Source organism: Spirulina sp. CCY15215, from assembly GCF_016888125.1.
Taxonomy (GTDB): Bacteria; Cyanobacteriota; Cyanobacteriia; order Cyanobacteriales; family Spirulinaceae; genus CCY15215.
Genome location: NZ_JACSWA010000325.1, coordinates 1 through 23182 on the forward strand (window position 1 = coordinate 1; position 23182 = coordinate 23182).

At 40.5% G+C, this 23182-nt stretch carries 19 protein-coding genes; 9 read left to right on the forward strand and 10 right to left on the reverse strand.

The window, feature by feature from the left end; genetic code table 11:
- Positions 1-308 precede the first annotated feature (308 nt).
- The 4 genes from JUI58_RS06050 (at position 309) to JUI58_RS06065 (ending at position 6966) form a co-directional block, all read left to right on the forward strand.
- Positions 309-2300, forward strand: a complete 1992-nt coding sequence (locus JUI58_RS06050; RefSeq protein WP_204102858.1) for a hypothetical protein — start codon at positions 309-311, stop codon at positions 2298-2300.
- Positions 2290-3060: a type I restriction enzyme HsdR N-terminal domain-containing protein gene (locus JUI58_RS06055; RefSeq protein ID WP_204102859.1), complete on the forward strand. Its 771-nt coding sequence runs from the start codon at positions 2290-2292 to the stop codon at positions 3058-3060. Before JUI58_RS06050 ends, JUI58_RS06055 begins: the two co-directional genes overlap by 11 nt.
- A gap of 238 nt (positions 3061-3298) precedes the next feature.
- A complete protein-coding gene (locus JUI58_RS06060) occupies positions 3299-6226 on the forward strand; it encodes an AAA family ATPase (RefSeq protein ID WP_275414316.1) in 2928 nt (975 codons plus the stop codon).
- Positions 6223-6966, forward strand: coding sequence for a DUF554 domain-containing protein (locus JUI58_RS06065; protein ID WP_204102860.1), 744 nt, complete (start codon positions 6223-6225; stop codon positions 6964-6966). Before JUI58_RS06060 ends, JUI58_RS06065 begins: the two co-directional genes overlap by 4 nt.
- Positions 6967-7035: 69 nt before the next feature.
- Here JUI58_RS06065 and JUI58_RS06070 read toward each other — a convergent pair whose 3' ends face one another.
- Together JUI58_RS06070 and JUI58_RS06075 are read right to left on the reverse strand one after the other, a co-directional pair.
- The gene (locus JUI58_RS06070; protein WP_204102861.1) at positions 7036-7638 is read right to left on the reverse strand and encodes a hypothetical protein; all 603 of its coding nucleotides are present in this window, start codon (positions 7636-7638) and stop codon (positions 7036-7038) included.
- A 266-nt stretch (positions 7639-7904) separates the two neighbouring features.
- Positions 7905-8171, reverse strand: coding sequence for a type II toxin-antitoxin system ParD family antitoxin (locus JUI58_RS06075; RefSeq protein WP_204102862.1), 267 nt, complete (start codon positions 8169-8171; stop codon positions 7905-7907).
- A 145-nt stretch (positions 8172-8316) separates the two neighbouring features.
- On the opposite strand from JUI58_RS06075, the gene JUI58_RS06080 reads away from it, so the two are divergent.
- Positions 8317-8670 carry a DUF433 domain-containing protein gene (locus JUI58_RS06080; RefSeq protein ID WP_204102863.1) on the forward strand — a complete coding sequence of 118 codons (354 nt, stop codon included), beginning with the start codon at positions 8317-8319 and terminating at the stop codon, positions 8668-8670.
- Positions 8645-9028, forward strand: a complete 384-nt coding sequence (locus tag JUI58_RS06085; RefSeq protein ID WP_348539846.1) for a DUF5615 family PIN-like protein — start codon at positions 8645-8647, stop codon at positions 9026-9028. Before JUI58_RS06080 ends, JUI58_RS06085 begins: the two co-directional genes overlap by 26 nt.
- A gap of 233 nt (positions 9029-9261) precedes the next feature.
- Here JUI58_RS06085 and JUI58_RS06090 read toward each other — a convergent pair whose 3' ends face one another.
- From JUI58_RS06090 to JUI58_RS06105, 4 genes are all read right to left on the reverse strand, one after another.
- Entirely contained in the window at positions 9262-11385 is a 2124-nt protein-coding gene (locus JUI58_RS06090) for an iron uptake porin (protein ID WP_204102865.1), read from the reverse strand.
- 144 nt (positions 11386-11529) lie between these two features.
- On the reverse strand, positions 11530-12450 hold the full coding sequence (locus JUI58_RS06095; RefSeq protein ID WP_204102866.1) for a hypothetical protein: 921 nt from the start codon (positions 12448-12450) through the stop codon (positions 11530-11532).
- A 13-nt stretch (positions 12451-12463) separates the two neighbouring features.
- The gene (locus JUI58_RS06100) at positions 12464-13114 is read right to left on the reverse strand and encodes an alpha-ketoglutarate-dependent dioxygenase AlkB (protein WP_204102867.1); all 651 of its coding nucleotides are present in this window, start codon (positions 13112-13114) and stop codon (positions 12464-12466) included.
- 300 nt (positions 13115-13414) lie between these two features.
- The gene (locus tag JUI58_RS06105; protein ID WP_204102868.1) at positions 13415-13564 is read right to left on the reverse strand and encodes a hypothetical protein; all 150 of its coding nucleotides are present in this window, start codon (positions 13562-13564) and stop codon (positions 13415-13417) included.
- A 104-nt stretch (positions 13565-13668) separates the two neighbouring features.
- On the opposite strand from JUI58_RS06105, the gene JUI58_RS06110 reads away from it, so the two are divergent.
- Entirely contained in the window at positions 13669-15204 is a 1536-nt protein-coding gene (locus JUI58_RS06110) for a bifunctional aminoglycoside phosphotransferase/ATP-binding protein (RefSeq protein ID WP_204102869.1), read from the forward strand.
- An 8-nt stretch (positions 15205-15212) separates the two neighbouring features.
- Positions 15213-15869: a Uma2 family endonuclease gene (locus JUI58_RS06115; protein ID WP_204102870.1), complete on the forward strand. Its 657-nt coding sequence runs from the start codon at positions 15213-15215 to the stop codon at positions 15867-15869.
- A 19-nt stretch (positions 15870-15888) separates the two neighbouring features.
- On the opposite strand, the gene prfB is transcribed toward JUI58_RS06115, so the two are convergent.
- The 3 genes from prfB to JUI58_RS06130 form a co-directional block, all read right to left on the reverse strand.
- Positions 15889-16999, reverse strand: a protein-coding gene (gene prfB, locus JUI58_RS06120) for a peptide chain release factor 2 (RefSeq protein ID WP_348539845.1) whose coding sequence is annotated in 2 segments (ribosomal slippage) — positions 15889-16926 and positions 16928-16999 — 1110 coding nt in all. Because the reading frame shifts where the segments join, the coding sequence is not laid out codon by codon here.
- Positions 17000-17121: 122 nt separating this feature from the next.
- Positions 17122-20058: a DUF4347 domain-containing protein gene (locus JUI58_RS06125; protein ID WP_204102871.1), complete on the reverse strand. Its 2937-nt coding sequence runs from the start codon at positions 20056-20058 to the stop codon at positions 17122-17124.
- Positions 20059-20313: 255 nt separating this feature from the next.
- A complete protein-coding gene (locus JUI58_RS06130) occupies positions 20314-20463 on the reverse strand; it encodes a hypothetical protein (protein ID WP_204102872.1) in 150 nt (49 codons plus the stop codon).
- 27 nt (positions 20464-20490) lie between these two features.
- On the opposite strand from JUI58_RS06130, the gene JUI58_RS06135 reads away from it, so the two are divergent.
- The gene (locus tag JUI58_RS06135) at positions 20491-21825 is read left to right on the forward strand and encodes a DUF58 domain-containing protein (RefSeq protein ID WP_204102873.1); all 1335 of its coding nucleotides are present in this window, start codon (positions 20491-20493) and stop codon (positions 21823-21825) included.
- Between the two features lie 91 nt (positions 21826-21916).
- On the opposite strand, the gene JUI58_RS06140 is transcribed toward JUI58_RS06135, so the two are convergent.
- Positions 21917-22963, reverse strand: coding sequence for a LysR family transcriptional regulator (locus tag JUI58_RS06140; RefSeq protein ID WP_204102891.1), 1047 nt, complete (start codon positions 22961-22963; stop codon positions 21917-21919).
- Positions 22964-23182: the final 219 nt, after the last annotated feature.

Genomic DNA, 23182 nt, shown 5'->3' on the forward strand with positions numbered 1-23182 from the left:
ATCCCCAATTGTAAAAGGCGATCTCTCATTTTTTGTAAGTCAAATTCGGCGCGATCGGCACGTTGTTTTTCAAGTTCTTTTTCTAAATGTTCGCGATACTTCAAAATGTAGTCTGTTTTCACAGCGATTGGCGATCGCAAATTCTCTAAAAAACATCAAAATCTATCAGTATTTATACTTAGCGCTAAAGTTTTGTCCAGAGTATTGTTAGGTATCACTTGACAAAATATGAAATTAGAGGTAGCATAAGGCATTTAGGATGGTCATTTTGAGTATCCGAGGTTAAAAATTATTAGGGAGAAACAGAAATGTCATCTGTAAAATGGCAAGAACAGGCTGAAGAATTGAAACAAGAGCTAACACGTGAAATTAACAAAAGGGAAAAAATTCTAGAAAGAACAATACCCAGTCATATATGTATAAACAACTTGAAATCTAAATTAAATCGTCTAGAAGAAATAGAAAAAATTCTAAGTATAGAAAAGTATAAATTAGTCTTTATAGGAACTATTGGAGAAGGAAAAACAACAGCGATTTGTCATTTATTTAACTTAATTGGTAATTTTACGGTTTCCAAAACCATTGTTGGTAAAACAAGGAATGTTACGGAAGTCCAAGAATTACTTGCTACTGGATCGGGAAGGACAACTATTTGTGAGGTTATAATTCAGACTGCTTTAAAAACTTATATAGAAATTGAACCATATAGCCATAAACAGATGGAAGATATGATTGTTGATTTCTGTGAATCTTTTGCAAACGGGCAGGGAGAAGAGAAAGCAATGATTTCCAAAGAAATTGAAACTGCTATAAGAAATGTTATCGATTTAAAAAAGATTTCCAAAACTGTAACTGGAAGTAATAAAAAACAAACTCAACGAATTGATAAGGCACAAGAAGAATTTAAAAAGTCTGGAATAGATGGACTCAAGGATATTGCACTTCGTAATGCTAATCTTGAAAGCAGAATTTTAAAAAAAGTCGAGTGTGAACCTGATGAAGATGAGCGTAGTTGGCTTAAACGCACATTTGCATTACTTAATAGTGTAGAATTGAAAGAATTTGCAATTCCTGAAAAGATTTATATCTATGTTAGTGACAAAATTTTATCTGAGTCTAATCTCCTTCAGTTTCAGGCAGTAGTTGATACAAAAGGTATTGATGAGAATCCAATTCGTAAGGATTTACAGGAATATATAGAAAGTCAAGATGTAATCTGTTTATTTTCAACTAATTTCAAAGATGCTCCAGAAACGAATATTCGAGAACTGATGAAATACTATCTATCTTCAAAATCTAGAGACTTTCACCACAGATTTGTGACTTTTGTAATAACTCATAAAACCGAACCAGAAAAAGTTAATGATGGAGATGGTACGTGGGAACTCGGTACTGACATAAAGCGAGAAGATATTCAAAATGCCTTCCAGAATCTAAACTTAGAATTTTTTCCAAACAATATTATCTTTTATGATGCTTTACGCTATTACGACTCTGAAATTACAAAATTGAAGGAACTTTTTACGAAAGAAGATGTTCAACAAGATCGCAGTAGCTGTATTCAAGCTGTCAACTCTGTAATAGAACACAGAAAAAAAATTCTGCAAGATGAGATTGAAGCTATTACGAATAGCTTTCAAAAAATCAGAGAAGGTGAAACTTTAACCAAGGAAGAGATTGAAGTTATTAAAGATGCAATCCAAAAAATTAAAGATATGCGTGATTTGGGAAATCGGATTCCCAGTTTCGTATATGATGATTTTATTGATAACTTTATCTCTTACTATCACGCTCAACATCGAGCTTGGAACACAAAACACGCGTTTCACCGTTATCAGGGATTTTTTAACAATATGAGTATATACTATGATGCGAGAGTCGTTGCAGAAGGAACGAGTAAAGATAAGATGCTCAAGAAATTTACGAAAGATGTCAAGAAAGATTTAGAAGGTATTTTGGATAATCTAAGGATTACCAATAAAGCCCTAGAAACATTTATACCCGAGCTTATCATTCAACTTGACACTTTCTATGATGACTTTATAGAGGAAGTCGGACGGAACGTTGAAAAATTTCTTAAAGAAAAGCTGAAGGGTAATCCCGACTTTTGGATGGCTTTAGTGAGTGAAAAAGGCAGAAAAGATCGAGATAAAGGAGAAACTTATACAGATAATGTTCTTCAAACATTCAGATACGAGCTAGAATTAGATCCCAATCTTAATTCATTCCTCAAAGAGGAGACTGGAAAATATTGGGCATCTCTAATTAGTAAAGTATTAAAGTTTTTTGGTGAGGTTTAAAAAAGCGGTGAATCGATTATGCGAAGAAATTTTTCAAAAATTAAATATATATGAAAAAAATTATACGCAATATACAAAATGCTTGTGTAGAAATATAGAGATATTAATCTCCAACAAGCCAGAGGAAAAAATTCGTCAAATTTTTCTTTATTTTTTGATTAATCATAGTGGATTATTTCCAGATAAAATAAATTTAAAAGTTGAGTATAATAATCTGGATATTGCTATATATAAAAATTTTGAATTGGAAGATTTTAGACCTTCCCAACCTCCTATAGCAATTGTTGAAGTCAAACGAGAAGGAGAAAATTTACAATTTCACGAAAAACAAATATTACGATATCTTAATGAGCAACGTTCGCCAATAGGAATTTTATTTAATGGTAATGATTTAATTTTACTGAAAAAATCTGAACAAAATTCTGATTTCTCAAGCATTCATTTAAAATTAATAGAAGATGTGCCAGATATACTTCAAGAAGTTTTAGATAGAGTAAATAGTGACCTTTCAGAATTTGAAAAGGCAAGAAATAATGATGTAGATAGTTTTGTCTATTTGATCAAAAAGTATGGCAAATATGCCGTACATAAATGTACTTTCTTGTTAAAAGGTCGTTGCGATCCAATTACAGGATGTTTTTTCAGTTATGACGAAAAATATATTTACTACACACTTTATGGAAAATATTCAAAGAAAAAAAGTTCCAGATTTCACTTTGAATATCGTGATTTTGATAAATTAATCTCTATTATTTATTAGTGTGGCTATACGGTTACTCTCAACCTCTCCGTCTAATTGAGAGCGATATGATTGAGATATTACACAATCAATATTGTACAATGCTTCTGACAAAATTAGGAAGCAAGAGAACCGTAAGTCAATCATTTTTCATCCTGAAGTTCTCGATCGCTACTCATTACCATAACGGTTAATGGATGACTGATGACTGCTCCCCATAGGATAAAATTGGAATACGACTATTGCCACCCTGGAGCAAATGCAACCAACCGACCCCGATAAATTTACCGAACAAGCATGGGATGCGATCGTGAAATCCCAAGAAGTTGCCCGTCGTTATGGCAATCAATATTTAGAGGTGGAACACGTTATCCTCTCGTTGCTCGATCGCAATGAGGGGTTGGCCTTGCGTATTCTCGATAAAGCGGCGATCGCCATTCCTCAATTTCGCGAACAACTGGAAGCATTTACCCAAAATCAACCCAAAAATCCTCGCATTGACCAACTTTACCTCGGGCGCACTCTTGATGTCATGCTCGATCGCGCGGAAGCAGTCCGCAGCAGTTGGGAGGATAAGTTTATCTCGGTGGAACATTTGCTGATCGGTTTTGCAGAAGATGCTAGGGTAGGGCGCAAGTTATTTCGCAGTTTTAACCTCGATCCCCAAGACCTAGAAATCACCATTAAAGCCGTGCGGGGGACGCAAAAGAGCCTGCAACCGGACTCGGAGGAACAATATGAGTCTTTAAGCAAATATGGCATTGATTTGACGGATTTGGCGAGGGCTGGAAAACTGGATCCCGTGATTGGACGGGATGAAGAAATTCGCAGTTTGATTCAAGTGCTTTCTCGTCGTTCTAAAAATAACCCGGTTTTAATTGGGGAACCAGGGGTGGGAAAAACTGCGATCGCCGAAGGACTGGCACAGCGTATTGTTAATGGTGATGTACCGGAATCTTTGCACAACCGCCAACTTTTTTCCCTGGATATGGGGAGTTTAGTCGCGGGAGCCAAATATCGGGGGGAATTTGAAAATCGCCTGCGATCGGTGCTGCACGAAATTACCCATTCTGACGGACATACGATCCTGTTTATCGATGAGTTACATACTGTGGTCGGTGCCGGTTCAAACCAAGGTTCGATGGATGCAGGGAATCTGCTTAAACCCATGTTGGCACGAGGGGAATTGCGTTGCATCGGTGCAACCTCTCTGGATGAGTATCGCAACCATATCGAAAAAGACCCTGCCCTCGAGCGACGCTTTCAGCAAGTATATGTGCGTCAACCTGGGGTTGAAGATACTATCTCTATTTTGCGGGGTCTAAAAGAACGCTACGAGGTTCACCACGGGGTTAAAATTACCGATTCTGCCTTGGTTGCCGCCGCGACCCTATCCAACCGTTATATTAGCGATCGCTTCCTTCCTGATAAGGCGATCGACTTGGTAGACGAAGCGGCGGCCAGGCTAAAAATGGAAATTACTTCCAAACCTCTCGAATTAGAAGCGATCGATCGCCGCTTGATGCAGTTACAAATGGAAAAACTCTCTATTGAGGGAGAAAATGAGCGCGGTAGTAGCAGTGTTTCTCAGGATCGCATCGATCGCATTATCCAAGAAATTCAAGAACTGGAGCAAAAACAAACAGGATTATCCTCCCAGTGGAATGCAGAGAAACAAATGTTAGAGGATATTAATGCTCTCAAAGAACGAGAAGATAAATTAAGGATACAAATCGATCGCGCCCTGCGGGACCTCGACCAAAACCGCGCCTATCAGTTGAAATACGAACGAGAACAATTACAGGGCGATCGGGAGGTAAAAGAGGCGGCATTTTTGGTCAGACAGTCCCAAGGAGAAGCATTATTGCGAGAGGAGGTGACAGAAGGGGATATCGCCGAAGTAGTGGCGCGGTGGACGGGGATCCCCGTTAATCGTCTTTTGGAGTCGGAACGGCAAAAATTACTGCAACTGGAAGGCTATTTACACGAGAAGGTGATCGGGCAAGATCAAGCAGTTTCGGCGGTATCGGCGGCTATTCGTCGCGCTCGGGCGGGGATGAAAGATCCCAATCGTCCCATCGGCTCGTTTATGTTCCTCGGACCTACAGGAGTGGGGAAAACGGAATTAGCAAGAACTTTGGCACAATGTCTCTTTGATAGTGAGGAAGCAATGGTGCGTCTCGATATGTCGGAATACATGGAGAAACACACGGTTTCCCGTTTGGTGGGGGCTCCTCCGGGATATATTGGCTATGAGGAAGGGGGACAACTAACGGAAGCCGTGCGCCGTCGTCCCTATTCTGTGGTTTTATTGGATGAGGTGGAGAAGGCACACCGGGATATTTTTAATATTTTGTTGCAAATCTTAGATGATGGGCGGGTGACGGACTCTCAGGGGCGCTTGGTGGATTTTCGCAATACAGTGATTGTGATGACCAGTAATATCGGCAGTAATTATCTCCTGGAAGAGTTAAAAGGAAAAGCCAAACCGAAGCCAATAAAGGGTATTGAGGCACGTTTGCAACAGCGTATTAGTGAAAGAATTGCGATCGCCTTACAAGAGGAAAAAACCGATTGGATTGAGGATTTATGGAATAATTTGATTAAAGTGCGATCGCCGGATATTTCCCTATCTGATTTTCGTTTATTAATTCGGGAAACCTTCCAAGAAACGGAAATTGATTGGTTAAAACAGGCGGTTTCCCAAGCAGAGAATATTGTAGAACCGCCGCCAAGAGAGTTAAAAGAGGCGATCGCCATAGGAATTCGCGAAGCCTTACAAATGTTGCAAGAACCGAAAGAAACTGTTTCCGTGACAGATTTAGTTTTAGAGGCATTAAGCAATCATTTTCGCCCAGAATTTCTCAATCGTATTGATGAAACTATTGTGTTTACACCTCTGAAACGAGAAGAATTACGGCAAATTGTCGATATTCAATTGCGACGTTTACAAACATTAATGGAGGAACAACAAATTACTTTAGAATTAACCGATGCGGCGCGAGATTATTTGGTCGAAGTAGGCTACGATCCTGTCTATGGGGCGCGACCTTTAAAACGTGCCATTCAAAGGGAGTTAGAAAACCCAATGGCGACGAAAATTTTAGAAAATGCCTTTGGGGAGGGGGACACTGCGATCGCGGACTGTAAAAATGGTGTTTTAACTTTCTCCTCCCCCATCCAATGAATTTAGACTTCTGGACGCGCACAAGTGGGACATGGATTAACATTATTGCTATTCTTGTCGGGACTCTCCTCGGGCTATTGCTGCAAAACCGCCTACCCCAAAAAATGCAGCAAATTCTCACACAAGCTCTCGGAATCCTCACGATTTGGATCGGTGTAACCATGGCCGACAGTCTCAATCAAGCACAAGGGGGTAAAATTGATGGTATTATTCTTGGTTTACTAGCTCTCACTATTGGGGGGATTCTCGGAGAAGCCCTGCAAATCGAAGATCGCCTCGCTGCGATCGGAGACTGGTTGCAAAGGAGATTTCGCAGTAAAGGTCGCTTTACGGAAGGTTTCGTCGCCAGTAGCTTACTCTTCTGTGTTGGCTCTCTTGCGGTCCTCGGTAGCCTCAATAATGGTTTAACTGGAGATAATACCCTCCTCATCCTCAAAGCCGTCATGGATGCGATCGCCTCTATTGCTTTGACCAGTAGTTATGGCATCGGGGTTGGTTTCTCTACTCTTAGCATACTCCTTTATCAAGGCAGTATTTCCCTCGCAGCCGGAAGTTTGGCTAATTTCATCCCCGATCCTCAAACCGATCCCCGCATTTTCCTTGTCACCGGAGTGGGGGGTTTAACGATTCTTGGCTTAGGTTTAAACCTTTTAGAAGTCACTCGCATTCGCATTGCTTCCTTTCTACCGGCGATCGCTCTTGCTCCTTTCATTTACTGGTTAGGCGATCGTTTGAGTTAAAATTATCCCTCTAGTTCTAATTATTCGGAGCAATGTTGTAAATTTGCAACTTTGAGATGCACTCGTTTTTCATGAATCATATTCATATTCTTCTAACTCATATTCTAGGATTTCCAATTGACTATCATCTGGACAAAGCGTTTGAGCTTTTTCTAATTCTTCTCGGGCGCGATCGTAGTTATTTAGATCGATATAGCATTTAATTTTACCGATTAAAATTTGCTTTAATTCCCTTCTATATTTGTCGATTGGGTGTTGAGCAATTTTTTCTGATGCAATATTAAAATATTCCAGTGCTTCTCGGGCGCGATCGCAAACAGCGTATTCAAAATAGCCTAATTCAAGATAAGGTTCTATTAGGTCAGGAGATAGATTGCAAGCCATTTCTAAACTGTATTTAGCAATATCTAGAGAAGGAAGCTGAGATAATGATTCTCCCTCTAAAATTTGAATATGTTTAGCAAAATTTACTAAGACGTGAGAAATCAATTCTGGGTTTTGATAGAAGCTATTTTTTACTTCTTTTCTATTGTTTTGATTGAGATGGGATATACTTGATTGACTCTTAAAAAGATTCTCAATAGGTTGACGGTAATATGGATAATTTTCAACTCTTTTAAGACTAGCCGGAATTAATTTCCCAGAATATCTCCACTGTTTCGAGATCATCATTTTGATTTCTTGAGATAGCCGATTGGTTGGAATGGGGATACCAAGAACGTAAAGCACAAGAACTTAATCCTACACCGACGATGCTACGCTTGCGGAAATTGAGAGCAGAACAAGAAAAGGATATTGTACAATTAATCAGCAAACAAAGATTCTAAATCTCGACGACCGTTTATAACTCGATATAAAATAATATATATTATGTTCCAAGAAATAATCTGCAATTTCATTAAGATCGCGAGTTGCTGAGGGTGAGATGATATACTGTCTCATGTTTTCTCTTGGCGTTCTTTTTGAAATCGTTCGAGAATTTGATTGACAACAGTTTCTCCATCTAAACCCTCTCCGCGATCGAGTTCTTTCTCCGCTTCCTCTACTTTTTGCCGCGTTTCTTTAACCCATTGAACATATTCTTCATTCAGTTTTTCGAGTAGTTCAAAGGCCGTTTCAATCACAGCATCGGCATTGGAAAATCGACCGCTTTCTATCTGTTCTTGAATGAATTTTTGATGTTTGGGTTTAAGTGATACGTTCATAGTTTTTATTTTAAAATAAATATAGACTTTTGATTATAGCATATTGGCTAGGCGATCGCATTTTTTAAGAAAGCAGTTTGGGAAGCGCGATCGCTTGGCACGATTTTGTTATAGTAGAAGGAAGGCGATCGCTGGAGTAAGGACAATGCAGCTAGAAGGCTATTTTGATTTTCAACGTCCCGATGATATTCGTCTCAAAGGGACGAGAGTGGGAATTGAAAACATTCTCTATGAGTATATCTATCGCAGTCGGACTCCTGAAGAAATCGTGAATTGCTTTTCTACGATTACTTTAGAGCAAGTTTATGCGACAATACTTTATTATTTTCAAAATAAAGAAACCGTAGGCAAATATATTGCCGATTGGTTGGAATGGGGACACCAAGAACGTAAAGCACAAGAACTTAATCCTACACCAACGATGCTACGCTTGCGGAAATTGAGAGCAGAACAAGAAGCAAAGACAAAAGAAAATAATGCTAAGTTATCTGCTAGATGAGAATATGAACCCAATTTATACAGCGCAGTTGCGACGGCGACACCCCGATCTAATGGTTTGGGAAATTGGTGAATTGCCTGCACCTCCAAAAGGAACTCTCGATCCTGAAATATTGCTTTGGTGTGAAGAATATAACTTTATTCTGGTCACGAATAATCGCACTTCAATGCCTGTTCATTTAGCCGAACACCTCGATCGCAATCGTCACATTCCGGGAATTTTTATCTTGAATCCAAAATTAACAATTGGTCAAAATATTGATGAACTCATTTTCCTTGCTTTTGCATCGTTTAGAGACGAATATCGCGATCGCATTGTTCATCTTCCTCAGAGTTATTCTCTTTCAGAATTTGTTTGAAGGTGCGATCGCATTGTTTAAGAAAGAAATTTGGGAAGTGCGATCGCAAAATGCAAAAAGGATATTGTACAATTAATCAGCAAACTCGGTTTTTCCAGTCTTTTTAAGACTAGCCGGAATTAATTTCCCAGAATATCTCCACTGTTTCGAGATCATCATTTTGATTTCTTGAGATAAGAGATCGGTCTTTGCTATAAAATCTCGAACATCCTTGAGATAGCTTTCTTTTTTCCCTAAAAAGAGAAGGTAAAACGAACTGTGCCAATAACATCATCGTGATCGCTAAAATTCTGATTGGGATTAAATACCACAACGGCACCGGGAGTAATAGAAATATTATCAGTGATGGGAAAGCGATAGAATCCTTCCAAATGCCAGATCGGATCTGTGCGACCAATACCGCGATCTAAACCGCTTCCTCGAATTCCCTTCATTGTCGGCTGCATTCCTGCATATAATGCCCATACGTCTCCCTCTTTGAAGAAACCTGGTAAGGCAATGCCCAGGGAATAAGACCAGATATCTGCATTACCGCGTTCTAATAGAATAGCATTGGTATAGGTCATCGCCCCATTGACAATTAAGCCATCAGTGATACGCAGAGATACTTCCCCTCCGTAGGAATTCGTCACCATCGGAATTCCCCCATCGCTATTATCCAAAAATACCCAAGGATTATTAGCGGGATAACTTCCTACTAACCCACTCAGTCCATTAGTGCGCGATCGCCCTTCTGCATAGATGGGGCTACCACTGGCATGATAACCATGAACATAAGTAACACCCAGGGCAAGGCGATCGCTCATATTCACATTCAAATGTCCCATTGCAGCATAGTCGCCATTGAATAATCCGGAACCTGCCCCCGGTGTTGCAGCGTTACTTCCGGCAAAATAACCTAAAGTTATCGTACTCGGTCCGAGTAGTTTTTCCGTGGGGGTAAAGCCCAAACTAATTGCGGCACCAGACCCCCCGCCAATGCGGAAAATCGGGTTGCGCTGGCCGAATGTGGAGAGGGAACCGTTTCCCCCGTCAAAGTCCTCAAAATAGGGATTTAAGGTGGGGGCGATATCGCTCCATTTTCCCCCAGTTGCAGCCACATAAGCCTGAGAATTGCCCGAGGGGAAATAGTATCCCAACCAATCAACAATAACATCATTACTCGACTCGCTGTCGGGGACGTTAAAGGTTTGAGTGGCGGCAAAAGAACTGGTATTGTTGAGGAAACTTAAGGCACCGCTTCGATAAGCCTGCATATTTCCCGCCCGCAACCGCGTGACAAGGCGATCGCGCCCAGTAAAGCTGGTATTTAACTCCAAACGGGCAAGGTTGCCAAATGCCGCCTCGCTGACTACAGTTAAAACATTATTGGTGACAGAACTACCGCCGTCAAAGTTATCGGTTAAGCCAAAAATAACTTCTCCTGATAGTTTCGTGGTGGTGGAAAATTGCTGGTTTTCGAGGAAAGATACCCGACTTTCTAAATTATCTACCTGGGTGCCGAGAGTTGCCAATTCTGTTTCAAATTCTTGCACGAGACGCTGCATTGCTTCTAAGTCTTGGCGACTGACGAAATCCGCCGTAGACGCGGCGATCAGGCGTTCCACTTGTTGGATGCAGGCGTTTAAACCCGCCGCAAATTCGTAACGGGTTAAGGCGCGATCGCCTCTATAGGTGCCGTTAGGATAGCCTTTGAGACAATCATAACGCCGCACCAAATCTTCTAAGGCTTGAAATGCCCAATCTCCAGGAGAAACATCGCGAAATTGCGAGGTTTCAAAACTATTTTGTCCTATGGCTTCGCTGCTATATTGGTTGATGCGATCGAGAAGACTGGCTTTATTTTCAATGACTTCATTGCTCATGTTTGCAGTGCTGCGATCGCCTTTTAAATCTGCTTCTGTCAAAAACTCTGGCCAAGTTTCTCTGGTTTCAATACTCTCTATCTCTGCAACTTCTTCTGAGATTTGTCTCTCGCTTTTAAGGGGGCGATCGTCTTCATCGTTAATGCTGAGTTCATCTAAATTATCAATATTTTGCTGGGGGATAAACTCATCTATTTCTAATCTAGTTACCTCTATTTCTTCGTCGCGATCGCTTTCAGAAAAAAGCTCATTTGTCAAGACTTCTGACTGAATTGATTTGGGAGGTTTGGCGATCGCGGAATATTCCTGCGCGAGAATTGTTTTTTCGTTATTTTTTAAGATTTCATCGTACAATTCAACACTGAATTTGTCCGCATCCTGAGTAATTTCCGGTTCGATCGCGATCGCGGCTGACGTTGATGCGAGAGTCAAAGCCATACCCAAAACCGCCGGATTCTTTAGTAATAGGAGTTTCCACAATTGCCGATCCATTCCTCGTCACGCCTCAATAAACCACTTCTCGGCTATTGTACGCCCTCTCGACAATTTGCGATCGCTGGTCTGGGGCGAGAAATGCGATCGCGCATTGATAATTGAGTGGAAAATTTCTCTATAGTGGAATTGAATAAATCTGACTTAACCTATATCATCTAACAAATCATCACTAATATATTCACCCTTACGAAGAGTCAAAAAAAGAAAATTAATTCGCTTTTTAGCGATTAACTTGTCTTCACCAGTTAATAAATATTTCTTAACTATATCTGGTGATTGCAATGAAGAGATAACATTTAATTCTTTACTTTTTCCTACGATTTTATAATCATTTCTTGTCTTATTTCTTTCCTCAATAATTTCCACAATATCTTCCATCATTTTTTGATTGACATAATACCCGGAAAGGTCTACAATGATAATAAAACTATTTATAGGTGCATACTCGAGTAAAATCTCAATATTATTTTTAACTATTGATCTATTCCATATTTCGTTAAGACAATTTTGAAATACAAAAAGATTACTGTTACTAATAATATCTTTAATTGATTCAAAGCTATTAGCCGATTCTAAATCTAGTTTTTTACCATCCCAATCAATATTATTATTCCACAAGCCAGGCAAAACAAAGTTTTGAGTAATTTTTCGACCGGGTTTCCATAATTCATAGTCAACATCATAAACATGAGCGATAATAGATTGAGTCTTTTGAGAATGTTCTATCAAAAATTGAGCTAAACCAGCCACTTCCGGACAAGGGCCAGCACCAAAAAAGCAAGCGTTTATTTCTTGTCCAAAAGTAAATATTTCTGGAGATAATCGTAAAACTTCAAGAGTCATTTGGACATAGTGAGGGTAATAGCGAACTAAATACACTGCTTGAATTTTAGGATCGGAATAATCAACATTTACCATGATTGACCGATACGAAGACCATAAATTTCTTGCTGATTCCTGTAACGAAATAAGGTAGTCTGCAAACGTCTGATGAACATTAGAATCATAAAAGTCTGGTGATTCTTCGAGTCCTTGCAAAATATATGGATACGGGTCTTTCATTATTTTTAAATGTTTATTTAATTACTCTAAATGTTAAGTTAATTCTAGGTTTAACAGATTTAGATGTCTTAGGAATTTGATGTTGCCAGCAGTGCTGAGTTTCTCCTTTCATTAATAGCAAGCTACCACTTTCCAAATCGATATGCACTTTGCGATCTTTTGAAATTTTATGTTTTAAGGAAAAGCGGCGAGTTGCACCAAAGCTAACTGAGGCTATAATTGGATTTGTTCCTAATTCTGGCTCATCATCGCTATGCCATGAAACACTATCTTTACCAGTCCGATAAAGATTCAATAGAACACTATTAAAATTCACTTCTGATATATCTTCAACCTTTGATTTTATTGATTTAAGTTGAGGAATCCACGGGTCTGGATGCTGTTCTATGCCAGAATAGGTATATGATTGTCCTTCATCTCCATACCACGCTGTAAGCCTAGGTAAAAACATCTTTTTACCAAAAATTTTGATTGTATCTTGCTTCCACTTAATGCAATCGTATAAATCTGAAAAAAAGCGATCGCTTTCTTCGATGCTAAAAAAATTGGGATACAAGATAACTTGTCCATCAATGTCAATAACTACTTTCTTTTGTAAATAGTTTTTGGGAAAGAGATAATTGCTACTTGGCTGTTTATCCCAAAGTCCAATTTGATGGTACATAATGAGGAAACCTTTAATCGATATCTTTTTTAGACAATAGGCCATGATAAAACCATCTTACCAAATTTTGTGCGGAGATTTCACGAATCTGCCCAATAAAATTGGCTAGAAAACACTCACTTGCTAAGACTAAATTTAACTAAGCTATGTTTAAAAGCAACTTCTCTACATCCTTTATATTCTCACAGCTATTAGTGAAAGTTTAATCGAACCGCTTTTAACCCTTGTTAATTGGTCAAGAGACAATTTTACCGAAGTTCTTCAACAGCTAGATTGTAGCGATCTGAATAATGCGGTAGACTATTTTAAAATTGTCATATCTGTGCGGGAAATTACCATTAAATCTGGCATTGAATCTGGGGCGATCGCATCCATTCCGAGAGGAGTGGAGAATTCAATTAAAGCAATAACAGCAAGGAATGACCAAAATAAAGGTGTGATATACTTCATGAGTTGACCCTCCAAGATAAATGAGCTTGTGTTCTCTATTCAAGACTCCAATCCCATCCCAACGGATTCCTACATTTTGCTGAATTTTAGCCCAAGTTTTATCTATGAGCATTATCGAAGATCAATCTCGCATTATTGCTTTTCTCTCTGAGGCCAAAAACTACCCCGAACCTACAGCACAAGTTCAACAAATAGAAACCCACGGTGCGATCGTTTTTTTAACCGATACGAAGGCGTATAAACTAAAAAAGTCGGTCTATTTTCCTTACATGGATTATTCGACTTTATCCCAGCGTAAATTGATGTGCGATCGCGAAATATTTTTGAATCAAAGGACGGCTGCTGAAATTTACTTGCAGGTGCTTCCTGTTACCCAAGAAGACGATAATACTCTGGCTTTTCAAGGACAAGGAGAGGCGATAGAATGGTTGGTAGAAATGAATCGTTTTGATCCAGAAAATGTGCTAGATTTGGTTGCAGCACGAGGAGAATTAACCCCAGAAATTATCGATACGCTGGCTATTAAAATTGTTGACTTTCATCAAAAAGCAAAACCTAGCGATCGCCATTTTGGAGCAGAGAGTCTGATTAAAATTATTATGGGCAATGATGAACAATTTGCCACCCATAAAACTATTCTACCCCGCGATCGCACCCAACAGTTAACCGATCGCTCTCTTACCCTCGTCGAACAATATCGCCAACTCCTCGATCGCCGCCAAAAAGAAGGTTATATTAAGCACTGTCACGGCGATCTACACCTTCATAATATCTGTTTGTATCGAGGTGAACCTATCTTTTTTGATGCCATTGAATTTAATGAATTATTCTCAATTATTGATGTACTTTACGATTTAGCCTTTTTATTAATGGATTTAGATTTTCGCAATTTTTCAACTTATGCCAATACCATTTTTAATTATTATAGCTGGCAGGAAAATGACTATGCAGGAGTTGCTTTACTGCCCTTATTTTTAGCTACTCGCGCCGCCGTTCGCGCTCATGTGAGTGTTGCGATCGCCGCAGGTTTGCACGATCGCGCTAAACGCCCAATTTTCTTGCAGGAAGCCGCAGCATATCTCGAAAAAGCCCTTGCTTATCTTGCCCCGAGAACCCCCAAATGTGTTGCTATTGGGGGACTATCAGGAACGGGAAAATCAACCCTTGCCAAGGCGATCGCCCCCCAACTCGATCGTTGTCCAGGTGCTTTAATTCTCAGAAGTGATGTGATACGAAAACTTCATTTTAATATTCCTTTGGGCGATCGCTTGCCCGAGAGTTGCTATAGTAAGGAAGTGAGTGAAATTATTTATCACAAATTGTTTGCGATCGCGCGAACGGCTTTACAAGCAGGAATAACGGTTATTGTGGATTGTGTTTTTGCCGATCCTAACCTTCGCCAAGAGGTTGAAATTGTCGCTAAAACCTGCAATATTTCCTTTTATGGTATTTGGCTAGATGTTCCTTCTGAGATTGCTTATCAGCGTATTGCAGAACGCACTCAGGATGTTTCTGATGCAACGGTTGCTATTCGTCAAAAACAAGAATCTAAAGATTTTGGCGAGATGCAATGGCAAGTTTTTGATGCGTCATTGGAGCAAGTTATACTATTAGAACAGGTAAAATCTTATATTTCTTAATAGCAGCCATGAACTCTCTAGATCGAACTGCCCTTGCGATCCCCTCTGTTCCTGTCAATACTTGGATCGAAGCGAATTGGGAAAACTTTTTGACTCTGGGCGATCGCCCCGAATACAAGAAAGGCAAATTTTATTACTATAACGGTTGGATGAGAATTGAAATGGCACCCATTGGTTCAGCACATAGTCAGGATAATTCCCTTGTTTCTACTGCTGTGATTTTATATGCTGCGCTTAACAATATCCGCATTAAAGAACTCACCAACTGTAGTCTGCGAAAAACGGGAATTCGAGAAAGTCAACCCGATATTAGTTTTTATATTGGCGATCGTTTCGATTTTCCACCCCGCAATAATTCCCCCATCGATCTCGATCTCGTTCCTCCTCCCCACCTGGTGATTGAAATCGGTTCTTCTTCCTTTCTCGATGATGTTGGACAAAAACGACTTATGTACGAAAACTTAGGCATTCAAGAATATTGGGTAGTTAATGTCCGAGAAAGCCAAATTCTTGCCTTCTCAGTTCGCGATCGCGGTAGTTCTCAAATTCGGACTTCCCAAGTTTTGCCCCAACTGGAGATCGATCTTCTTGAAGAAGCCTTGAGACGTTCCCAAGTTGAAGATGACGGTGCGATCGCCCGTTGGTTAATGGCACAATTCACTTAAAAAATTATATTAAATTATATTAAACTAACTGATTTTCTTGACGTAAATATGCTTCGATAAAAGGATCGATCGCGCCATCCATAACATTAGAAATCGCCGTTGTTTCCTCTCCCGTTCGCAAATCTTTGACCATTTGGTAAGGATGAAAAACATAGTTGCGAATTTGATTTCCCCAAGCTGCATCAACAATATCACCGCGAATTTCCGCGATTTCGCTGGCGCGTTGTTCTTGTGCTACAATTAATAACTTAGCTTTGAGTAGTGTCATTGCTCGCTCTTTATTTTGCAACTGCGATCGCTCTTCAGTACAGCGCACAGCAAGCCCTGTGGGTAAATGCACAATTCTCACTGCTGTTTCTACTTTGTTCACATTTTGTCCGCCTTTTCCTCCCGCACGAGAGGTGGAAATATCCAAATCTTTCTCCGGTATTTCTAAAGAGATCGCCGACTCATCTAATGTCGGCATCACTTCAATTCCTGCAAAGCTGGTTTGGCGCTTACCATTGGCATTAAACGGCGAAATGCGAACTAAACGATGGGTGCCTTTCTCCGCTTTTAAGTAACCATAAGCATAACGCCCTTCAATTTCCAGAGTTACGGACTTAATGCCCGCCTCATCCCCTTTGGAAAGTTCCCTCACACTCACTTTATAGCCCTGTTTTTCACTCCAACGCTCGTACATTCGCAAGAGCATTTCTGCCCAATCTTGAGCATCTGTACCACCTGCTCCCGCGTTAATGGTCAAAATGGCTCCCTCGGTGTCATATTCTCCCGAAAGTAACTGTTGTAATTCCCAGCGATCTAGTTCTCGATTAAGTTCTGTGACATTTTGAGCGGCTTCTTGTAATAATCCTTCATCTTCATCGAGTTCCAGAAGTTCCGCGATCGCCCCTGCATCTTCCCAAGAGTTTTGCCAGTTTAGATAGCGATCGAGACTAGATTTTAAGTCATTTAATTGTTGTAGGGTTTTCTCAGCTTGGGGGCGATCGTCCCAAAAATCTGGCTGAGAAGCGAGTTGCTCTAAATCGTGAATCTTCGCTTTGAGGGCAGGTAGGTCAAAGATACTCCTGGGTTTTCCCCAGGCGACTTGATAATATTTCGATTTCCCGTTTGAGTTCTGTCAGTTCCATTTTTTTATCTTTTTAGCCATTGGCGATCGGGTTTAATATTATACCGTTAAATCGACCGTAAAAATAAGATCGTTGTAGCAGATTTCTGGCCAAGAATATTCTAACGAGAAATTTACTCTAAATCAAGCAACTAAATCAACACTGAAAATAAGGTCATTGTAGTCGCGATCGCCCCCGTTAGGTAAATCTTCAAAGCCAAATGTATTATTACCTAAAAGTAAGATATGATCGAAACGGTCAGAATTAGCTGCACCAAAGAGAAAATAAGCCTGCACTCCATTCGAGGAATTCTGAGAATTCTCGAGGAGAAATTGTTCTGGGGTTGCATCAACAATAATAAAGGGAGCATAGAGACTTCCACCATTTAAGGCTGCATTTGCACTCGATTGTTGTTGGTTGGAAACGCTCAAATTAACACCCCTTACCCGATTTTCAATAGCCGCCTTAGCATAACCAGATTGTCCAGGAGCAATACCGCCAACAGTTCCGTTAGTATCATCAATTTTGTATAATCCTACAACATTACTAAATCTTGCTTCCCGAAAAATCTTGAAATTTGCTTGTATTATTCCCCCTACACTGAGGAGATCGAGAACTTCCAAATCGGGAGTTTGTTGCGTTCCTACTCCTAGAGGAATGTTAGCTGTAGTTTGTTGAATTTCCACAGTCAGACCATTAGCAAAGCCTAATTCAAATAGTCCATTTCTCTCATCCCTGACGCTTAATTGTTGAGGACTAAAACCTGTAGTTCCCCCCTCAAAGTTTTCCAATTCGATCGCAAAGCGATCGCCAGCTTGGAATGTTCCCGAAATACTTGTTTGCAATGCAACACTAAACCCACCGGGATGAAAACCATCGGGAAGAGCAGAAAATAAATTAAAGGTACTAATGGTTTGATTGCTATCACTCAGTCGAAGGAGTTTTAGATTGGAAATACTATTTATATCTGCTTCTGTCAAAGTTACTTTTAAATTAGAGCCACCATTGCTACCAACTGTAAAAATATTTCCACTATCAACATTAAGATTATTTGTTGAAACGGGTGTTGGTGTTGGTGTTGGTGTTGGTGTTGGATCAACCACCGTCGTATTGATAACAAATTCAAAAGGAGTAACTACATTTGTATTGACTTTCAAGATGTTAAAACCAATTGTTCCACTCTGGGTTCCCGATGTAGCAGGATCGAACTTAATATCAAATGTCGTTGATGTTCCGAAATCTAGAGAGATCGTATCTGTGGAAAGAGAAGAAGGTGTTACTGTAAATAGAGGGGCAATATTAAAATCCTTTAATTGTAAATTTTGCGATGCACTAGCGCCAATATTAGCCAACTTGAATGTTGTTGCAAAAGTACCGCTTCCTAAGTTAAAAACCCCTAAATCAATTGTTTTTTTCAGAGTATTATCCAGAAGCATTTCCGGTGTCTTGTTATCTTGAGTAAATTCAAGTAACGAAGGAAAAAGCCCCGTTAATCCAGGAATATTTGTTGTCTTAATAATGATATTATTTAGAGGAGTAATACTCGTTCTTGTGAAATTCAGAGGTATGGGTGCAGGAGGGATAAAATTAGGTGAACCTCCATCAGGGGAAAAAATGAAACCTCCATCTACAAACGACATATCGGAATCAAAATCAAAATCCGCATTAGTTGCCATACCAAGACTATGCGCACTTCCTCTCACCAATGTATTTGTTGTACCTGCTTCATTTAGCAGTGGATTTGGTTGCTCATTCCCCATAAAAATATCTTTACCAAAGGGATGAGAATTATTGGTAATATTATTTTCAACAAACGTATCTGTAACTGATAAAATCCCACCATCTCGATTACGAATCCCTCCTCCAGTTCCATTGGTCGAAGTATTTCCCGTCACAAAACTGTTCGTAATTGTTATATTTGCTCCACCCCCACCACTCCTGATATTTCCATCATTTTCAATTCCTCCTCCTCCATCATTAAGCCCCGAATCTCCTACAGCATTATTGTTACTAATAGTTGTATTGTTAATAGTCAGCCTGGCAATACCATCATCCCCAGAAATAGCACGAACCCCAATATTCGCGATCGCCCCACCATCATCGGCTGCAAAATTCCCCGTTATTATAGAATCATTAATAGCAACAGTTCCACCCAAATTTAAGATCGCTCCACCATCATCCCCTAAACTTTGACTGGTATTGGTAACTCGTCCATTTTGCAGTGTCAGGTTATTAAGGGTTAAATTTCCCGTTGTATCTACCACAAAAAATCGTAAATTTTCTGAACCCGATCGCCCGATCGTTTTCCCTCCCCCATTAATAACAATTTCCGTTGTAATAATGGGCAGTCCCGTCGCACCAAAGTCATTCCTATTACTATCAGGAGACGCGATATTGAATGTAGTACCGACAAGATTAATGGTCGTCAGATCGGGATTGCTATTAGCATCATTAATAGCCGTAATTAATTCTGCGACATTGTTTACATCTATGAAAATATCTGGATAATCTGCCATTATCTCGGCAGTTAAAGCGAGAGGAGTGTTATTTTTTCCGGTTTTATAATCGAGTTGCCAATTTCCCTGTAAAGCTGCATTTCCGGTTAATGTTGTTGAAGCAGTAATATTAGCTCCCGTTAAACGACTCAACTGCTCAATAAATTCTCGTCCTTGGACTCCCTTAGCAATTTGACAACCGTAGAGCAAAATCTCTAGAGGAGAGGGAGTGTTCGTGATAGACTGCCATTGTTGCAAGGATGAGGCGTAGTCTGCTAAATTTTCTAGACTTAACTGAGTATTGCCCACATAGAGCCTACCCGCAGCACCGTGGGAAATGATATGAAGTTGAGTAACATGATGCCGCGATCGCAAAGCGTTAGTAATTTGAGCAATTCCGTCTCGTTGAGAATCAAGGATGAGAATCTCAGCACCAGCGATCGCCCCCTCAACTAACCGATCTACATGGGCTACATGGGCATCAATGGCAATCAATACCCCCTGTCTCTGTAAGGCAGAGAAAGAGGGATTTTCCGGTCTGGGATTCGGTAAAGATTGAGTTTGTGCGTATCCTAGGGAAATCATAGAAGACCACCTCTGTTACTTTTTGTTCGCAATCGTCTCGTCAATCAGTGTTCTCGAGTCTAGAACATCTTTATCAAAATCTCTCTATAGGATAATTCAAGTTGATTGAGATTGTCTCTTATCTCTCTTCTTGGATTTTCAAGGCTAACATACTTCACATTCTTGTTTTCAGTCATCAAAGCCTGTTTTTTTGTCATTTTTCCTCATTTTTCCTACGATCACCCATAGAAGAGAATTTTATTCTTTACTCAATGTTTAATAAATTGTAAAGAAATTCAATATTTCGCAATCTTCAGAAACGGCGATCGCGCCCTCGGCTAACATGGAATGGCGATCGATACTGGGATCGATAATATTTCTTATTAATCCTTCATCAAGATAGCTCGATCGAGCCGCGATCGCCATTAATCATTGAAATACTAATCATTAAGCATGATTCCTTCCCGTCGTCTTTATTTGCTCTTGTTTTTGGGAATGGCGATCGCGATCGCCGCAGCCGTTATCCTAGACCCGCAAACCAGTGCTATCATTACCCTTATTTTTGATGCAGTTTTACTTATTTTAGGCATTATAGATGCCCAATGGGTAAAACGGCAAAAAGTACAAGTTTCGCGTCAACCCCTGCACAAACTGTCCATTGGTCGCGATAATCCCGTTGTTTTAACAGTAGACGGAAGTTCGCGATCGTGCCGTATTTTGATTCATGATTCCTATCCCCAAGAATTCACCGTTTCCACCTCAACCTTTGACCTCATTCTCCCTGCAAATAATACCCAAGAGTTAATTTATACCATTCGCCCCGATCGCCGGGGAGAATTTCAATGGGAAAATATCTATGTGAGACAATTGGGGAAATGGGGACTGGGTTGGTACAGTTGGCAAATTCCCAATCCTCAAACCGTCTCAGTTTATCCCGATCTGATTGGCTTGCGAACCCTCTCCATTCGCCTTGCTATTCAAAATACTGGTACACTGCGTCAAGTGCGGCGTTTTGGCCAGGGAACAGAATTTGCCGAATTGCGGGAATATGGGGTGGGAGATGATACTCGCTTAATAGATTGGAAAGCCACCGCACGGCGATCGCGCCCTGTAGTGAGAGTCTTAGAACCAGAAAAGGAACAAACCCTAATTATTTTGCTCGATCGCGGGCGCTTAATGACAGCTAAGGTGCAGGGAATGCAGCGTTTTGATTGGGGCTTAAATGCGGCTTTATCCTTAGCTGTTGCGGGTTTACATCGAGGCGATCGCGTGGGAATTGGAGTATTTGACAAGGAAATAACGACTTGGATTCCCCCCGAGGGCGGACAACAACAACTCTCTCGCTTAATCGAGCGCTTAACTCCAATCCAGCCCAACTTCCTCGAACCCGACTATTTTGGCACTATCACCCGCATTGTCAACCAACAAACCCGCCGCGCTTTAGTTGTAATTCTCACAGATATTGTCGATAGTACCGCTTCCTCAGAACTACTTGCTGCCCTCACTCGCTTAACTCCTCGCTATTTACCCTTCTGCATTACCCTGCGAGATCCTCAGTGCGATCGCATTGCTCACAATGAGGAGGAAGACACGCAACCCTCATCAATGCAACAAGAAATAACAAAAGCCTATTCTCGCGCAGTTGCTTTAGATTTATTAGCACAACGAGAAACCGCATTTGCTAAACTCAAACAACAAGGAGTTTTAGTCTTAGATGCACCAGCCGATCGCATTAGCGATGCGATCGTAGAACGTTATTTACAATTAAAAGCGAGAAATTTACTCTAGATTAAAACAAGTTTCTTTAAAAAAATTACGCCAATAGTAAGAGTGTCAAGATCAATTCGATCGCCATCCCTAAGTTTCCGTCAAGTTTCCGTCAAGTTTCCGTCGATTCCAATATCACTGAATTTAACGCATTTTCCTCTTCTCTCGCTTTCGCTGCTTTCTCACTGGCTTTAGATGCTTTATCCTGCTGCTGTCGCCCCAATAAAGCAAAATCCTTATGGGTAGAAAACTGAGGTAAAATCTCCCGAATGAAAGCCTCAGCAGCTTTAGAACGGTAGCGCGTGGGATTGATAATAACAGAAAGAGTGCGTTTAACCGTCACCCCTTCAATATTGACGCGGTGAAGGATTTTCATGCGTAATTCTTTTTCGATCGCAGAAATAGAGACAAAAGCAGCACCTAAACCCGACTGAACAGCATTTTTAATCGCTTCGATGGAATTGAGTTCCATTTCAATTTTCAACCGCTTGGGGTCAATTTCCGCCGTTGTCAGAACGCGATCGATCACCTTGCGGATCGTCGATTGAGAATCGAGGGCAATAAAATTAAGTTTATAAAGGTCTTCTCGCTGAATAATGCCCGATTTAGCAAAAGGATGGGACAAAGGTAAAATGAGAGCTAGTTCATCCCGAGCATAAGACTTAATTTCGAGTATCTCTTGCAACTCCGAAGGCACTTCACCGCCAATAATCGCCAGATCCACCTGACCATTAGAAACACTCCAAGAAGTACGACGAGTGGAGTGAACTTGCAACTGCACCGATACATCGGGATAATGTTGGCGAAATAGACCGATCATGCGGGGAAGCAAATAAGTTCCCGTGGTTTGGGAAGCCCCCACGATCAGAGTTCCCCCCTGCAAATTCTGCAAATCTTCGATCGCCCGACAGGTTTCTTGACACAAACTGAGAATTTTTTCCCCATAATTGAGGAGAAGATGCCCCGCTTCTGTCAATTGTGCCTTGCGTCCGCCGCGATCGAAGAGATGAACCCCCATTTGCTTTTCCAGGTTCTGTACTTGTAAGCTAACGGCAGGTTGAGAGACATAAAGACTATCTGCAGCCCGCTTAAAACTCCCCTCAGTCGAGATGGCTTTGAGGATGCGAAGTTGGTCGAGGGTGAACGGAATTTCCGACATAATACCCAAAGAGAAAATAAAGGGCTTGGGGACTCCAACACTCACAGTCTGATTCAACGATCTGATTTAATCAATTTATATGTTAATCTTGCGCTTGTTGCGCGTCCCCTGTTGACCTTGACAGTATCACAACGGGGTAACGGTTAATCTGAGAATCATTAGGTTTACTTAACCAAGCCCAAGAAAACCTAGCCTTCGGTGGATTATTAAAAAAGATTA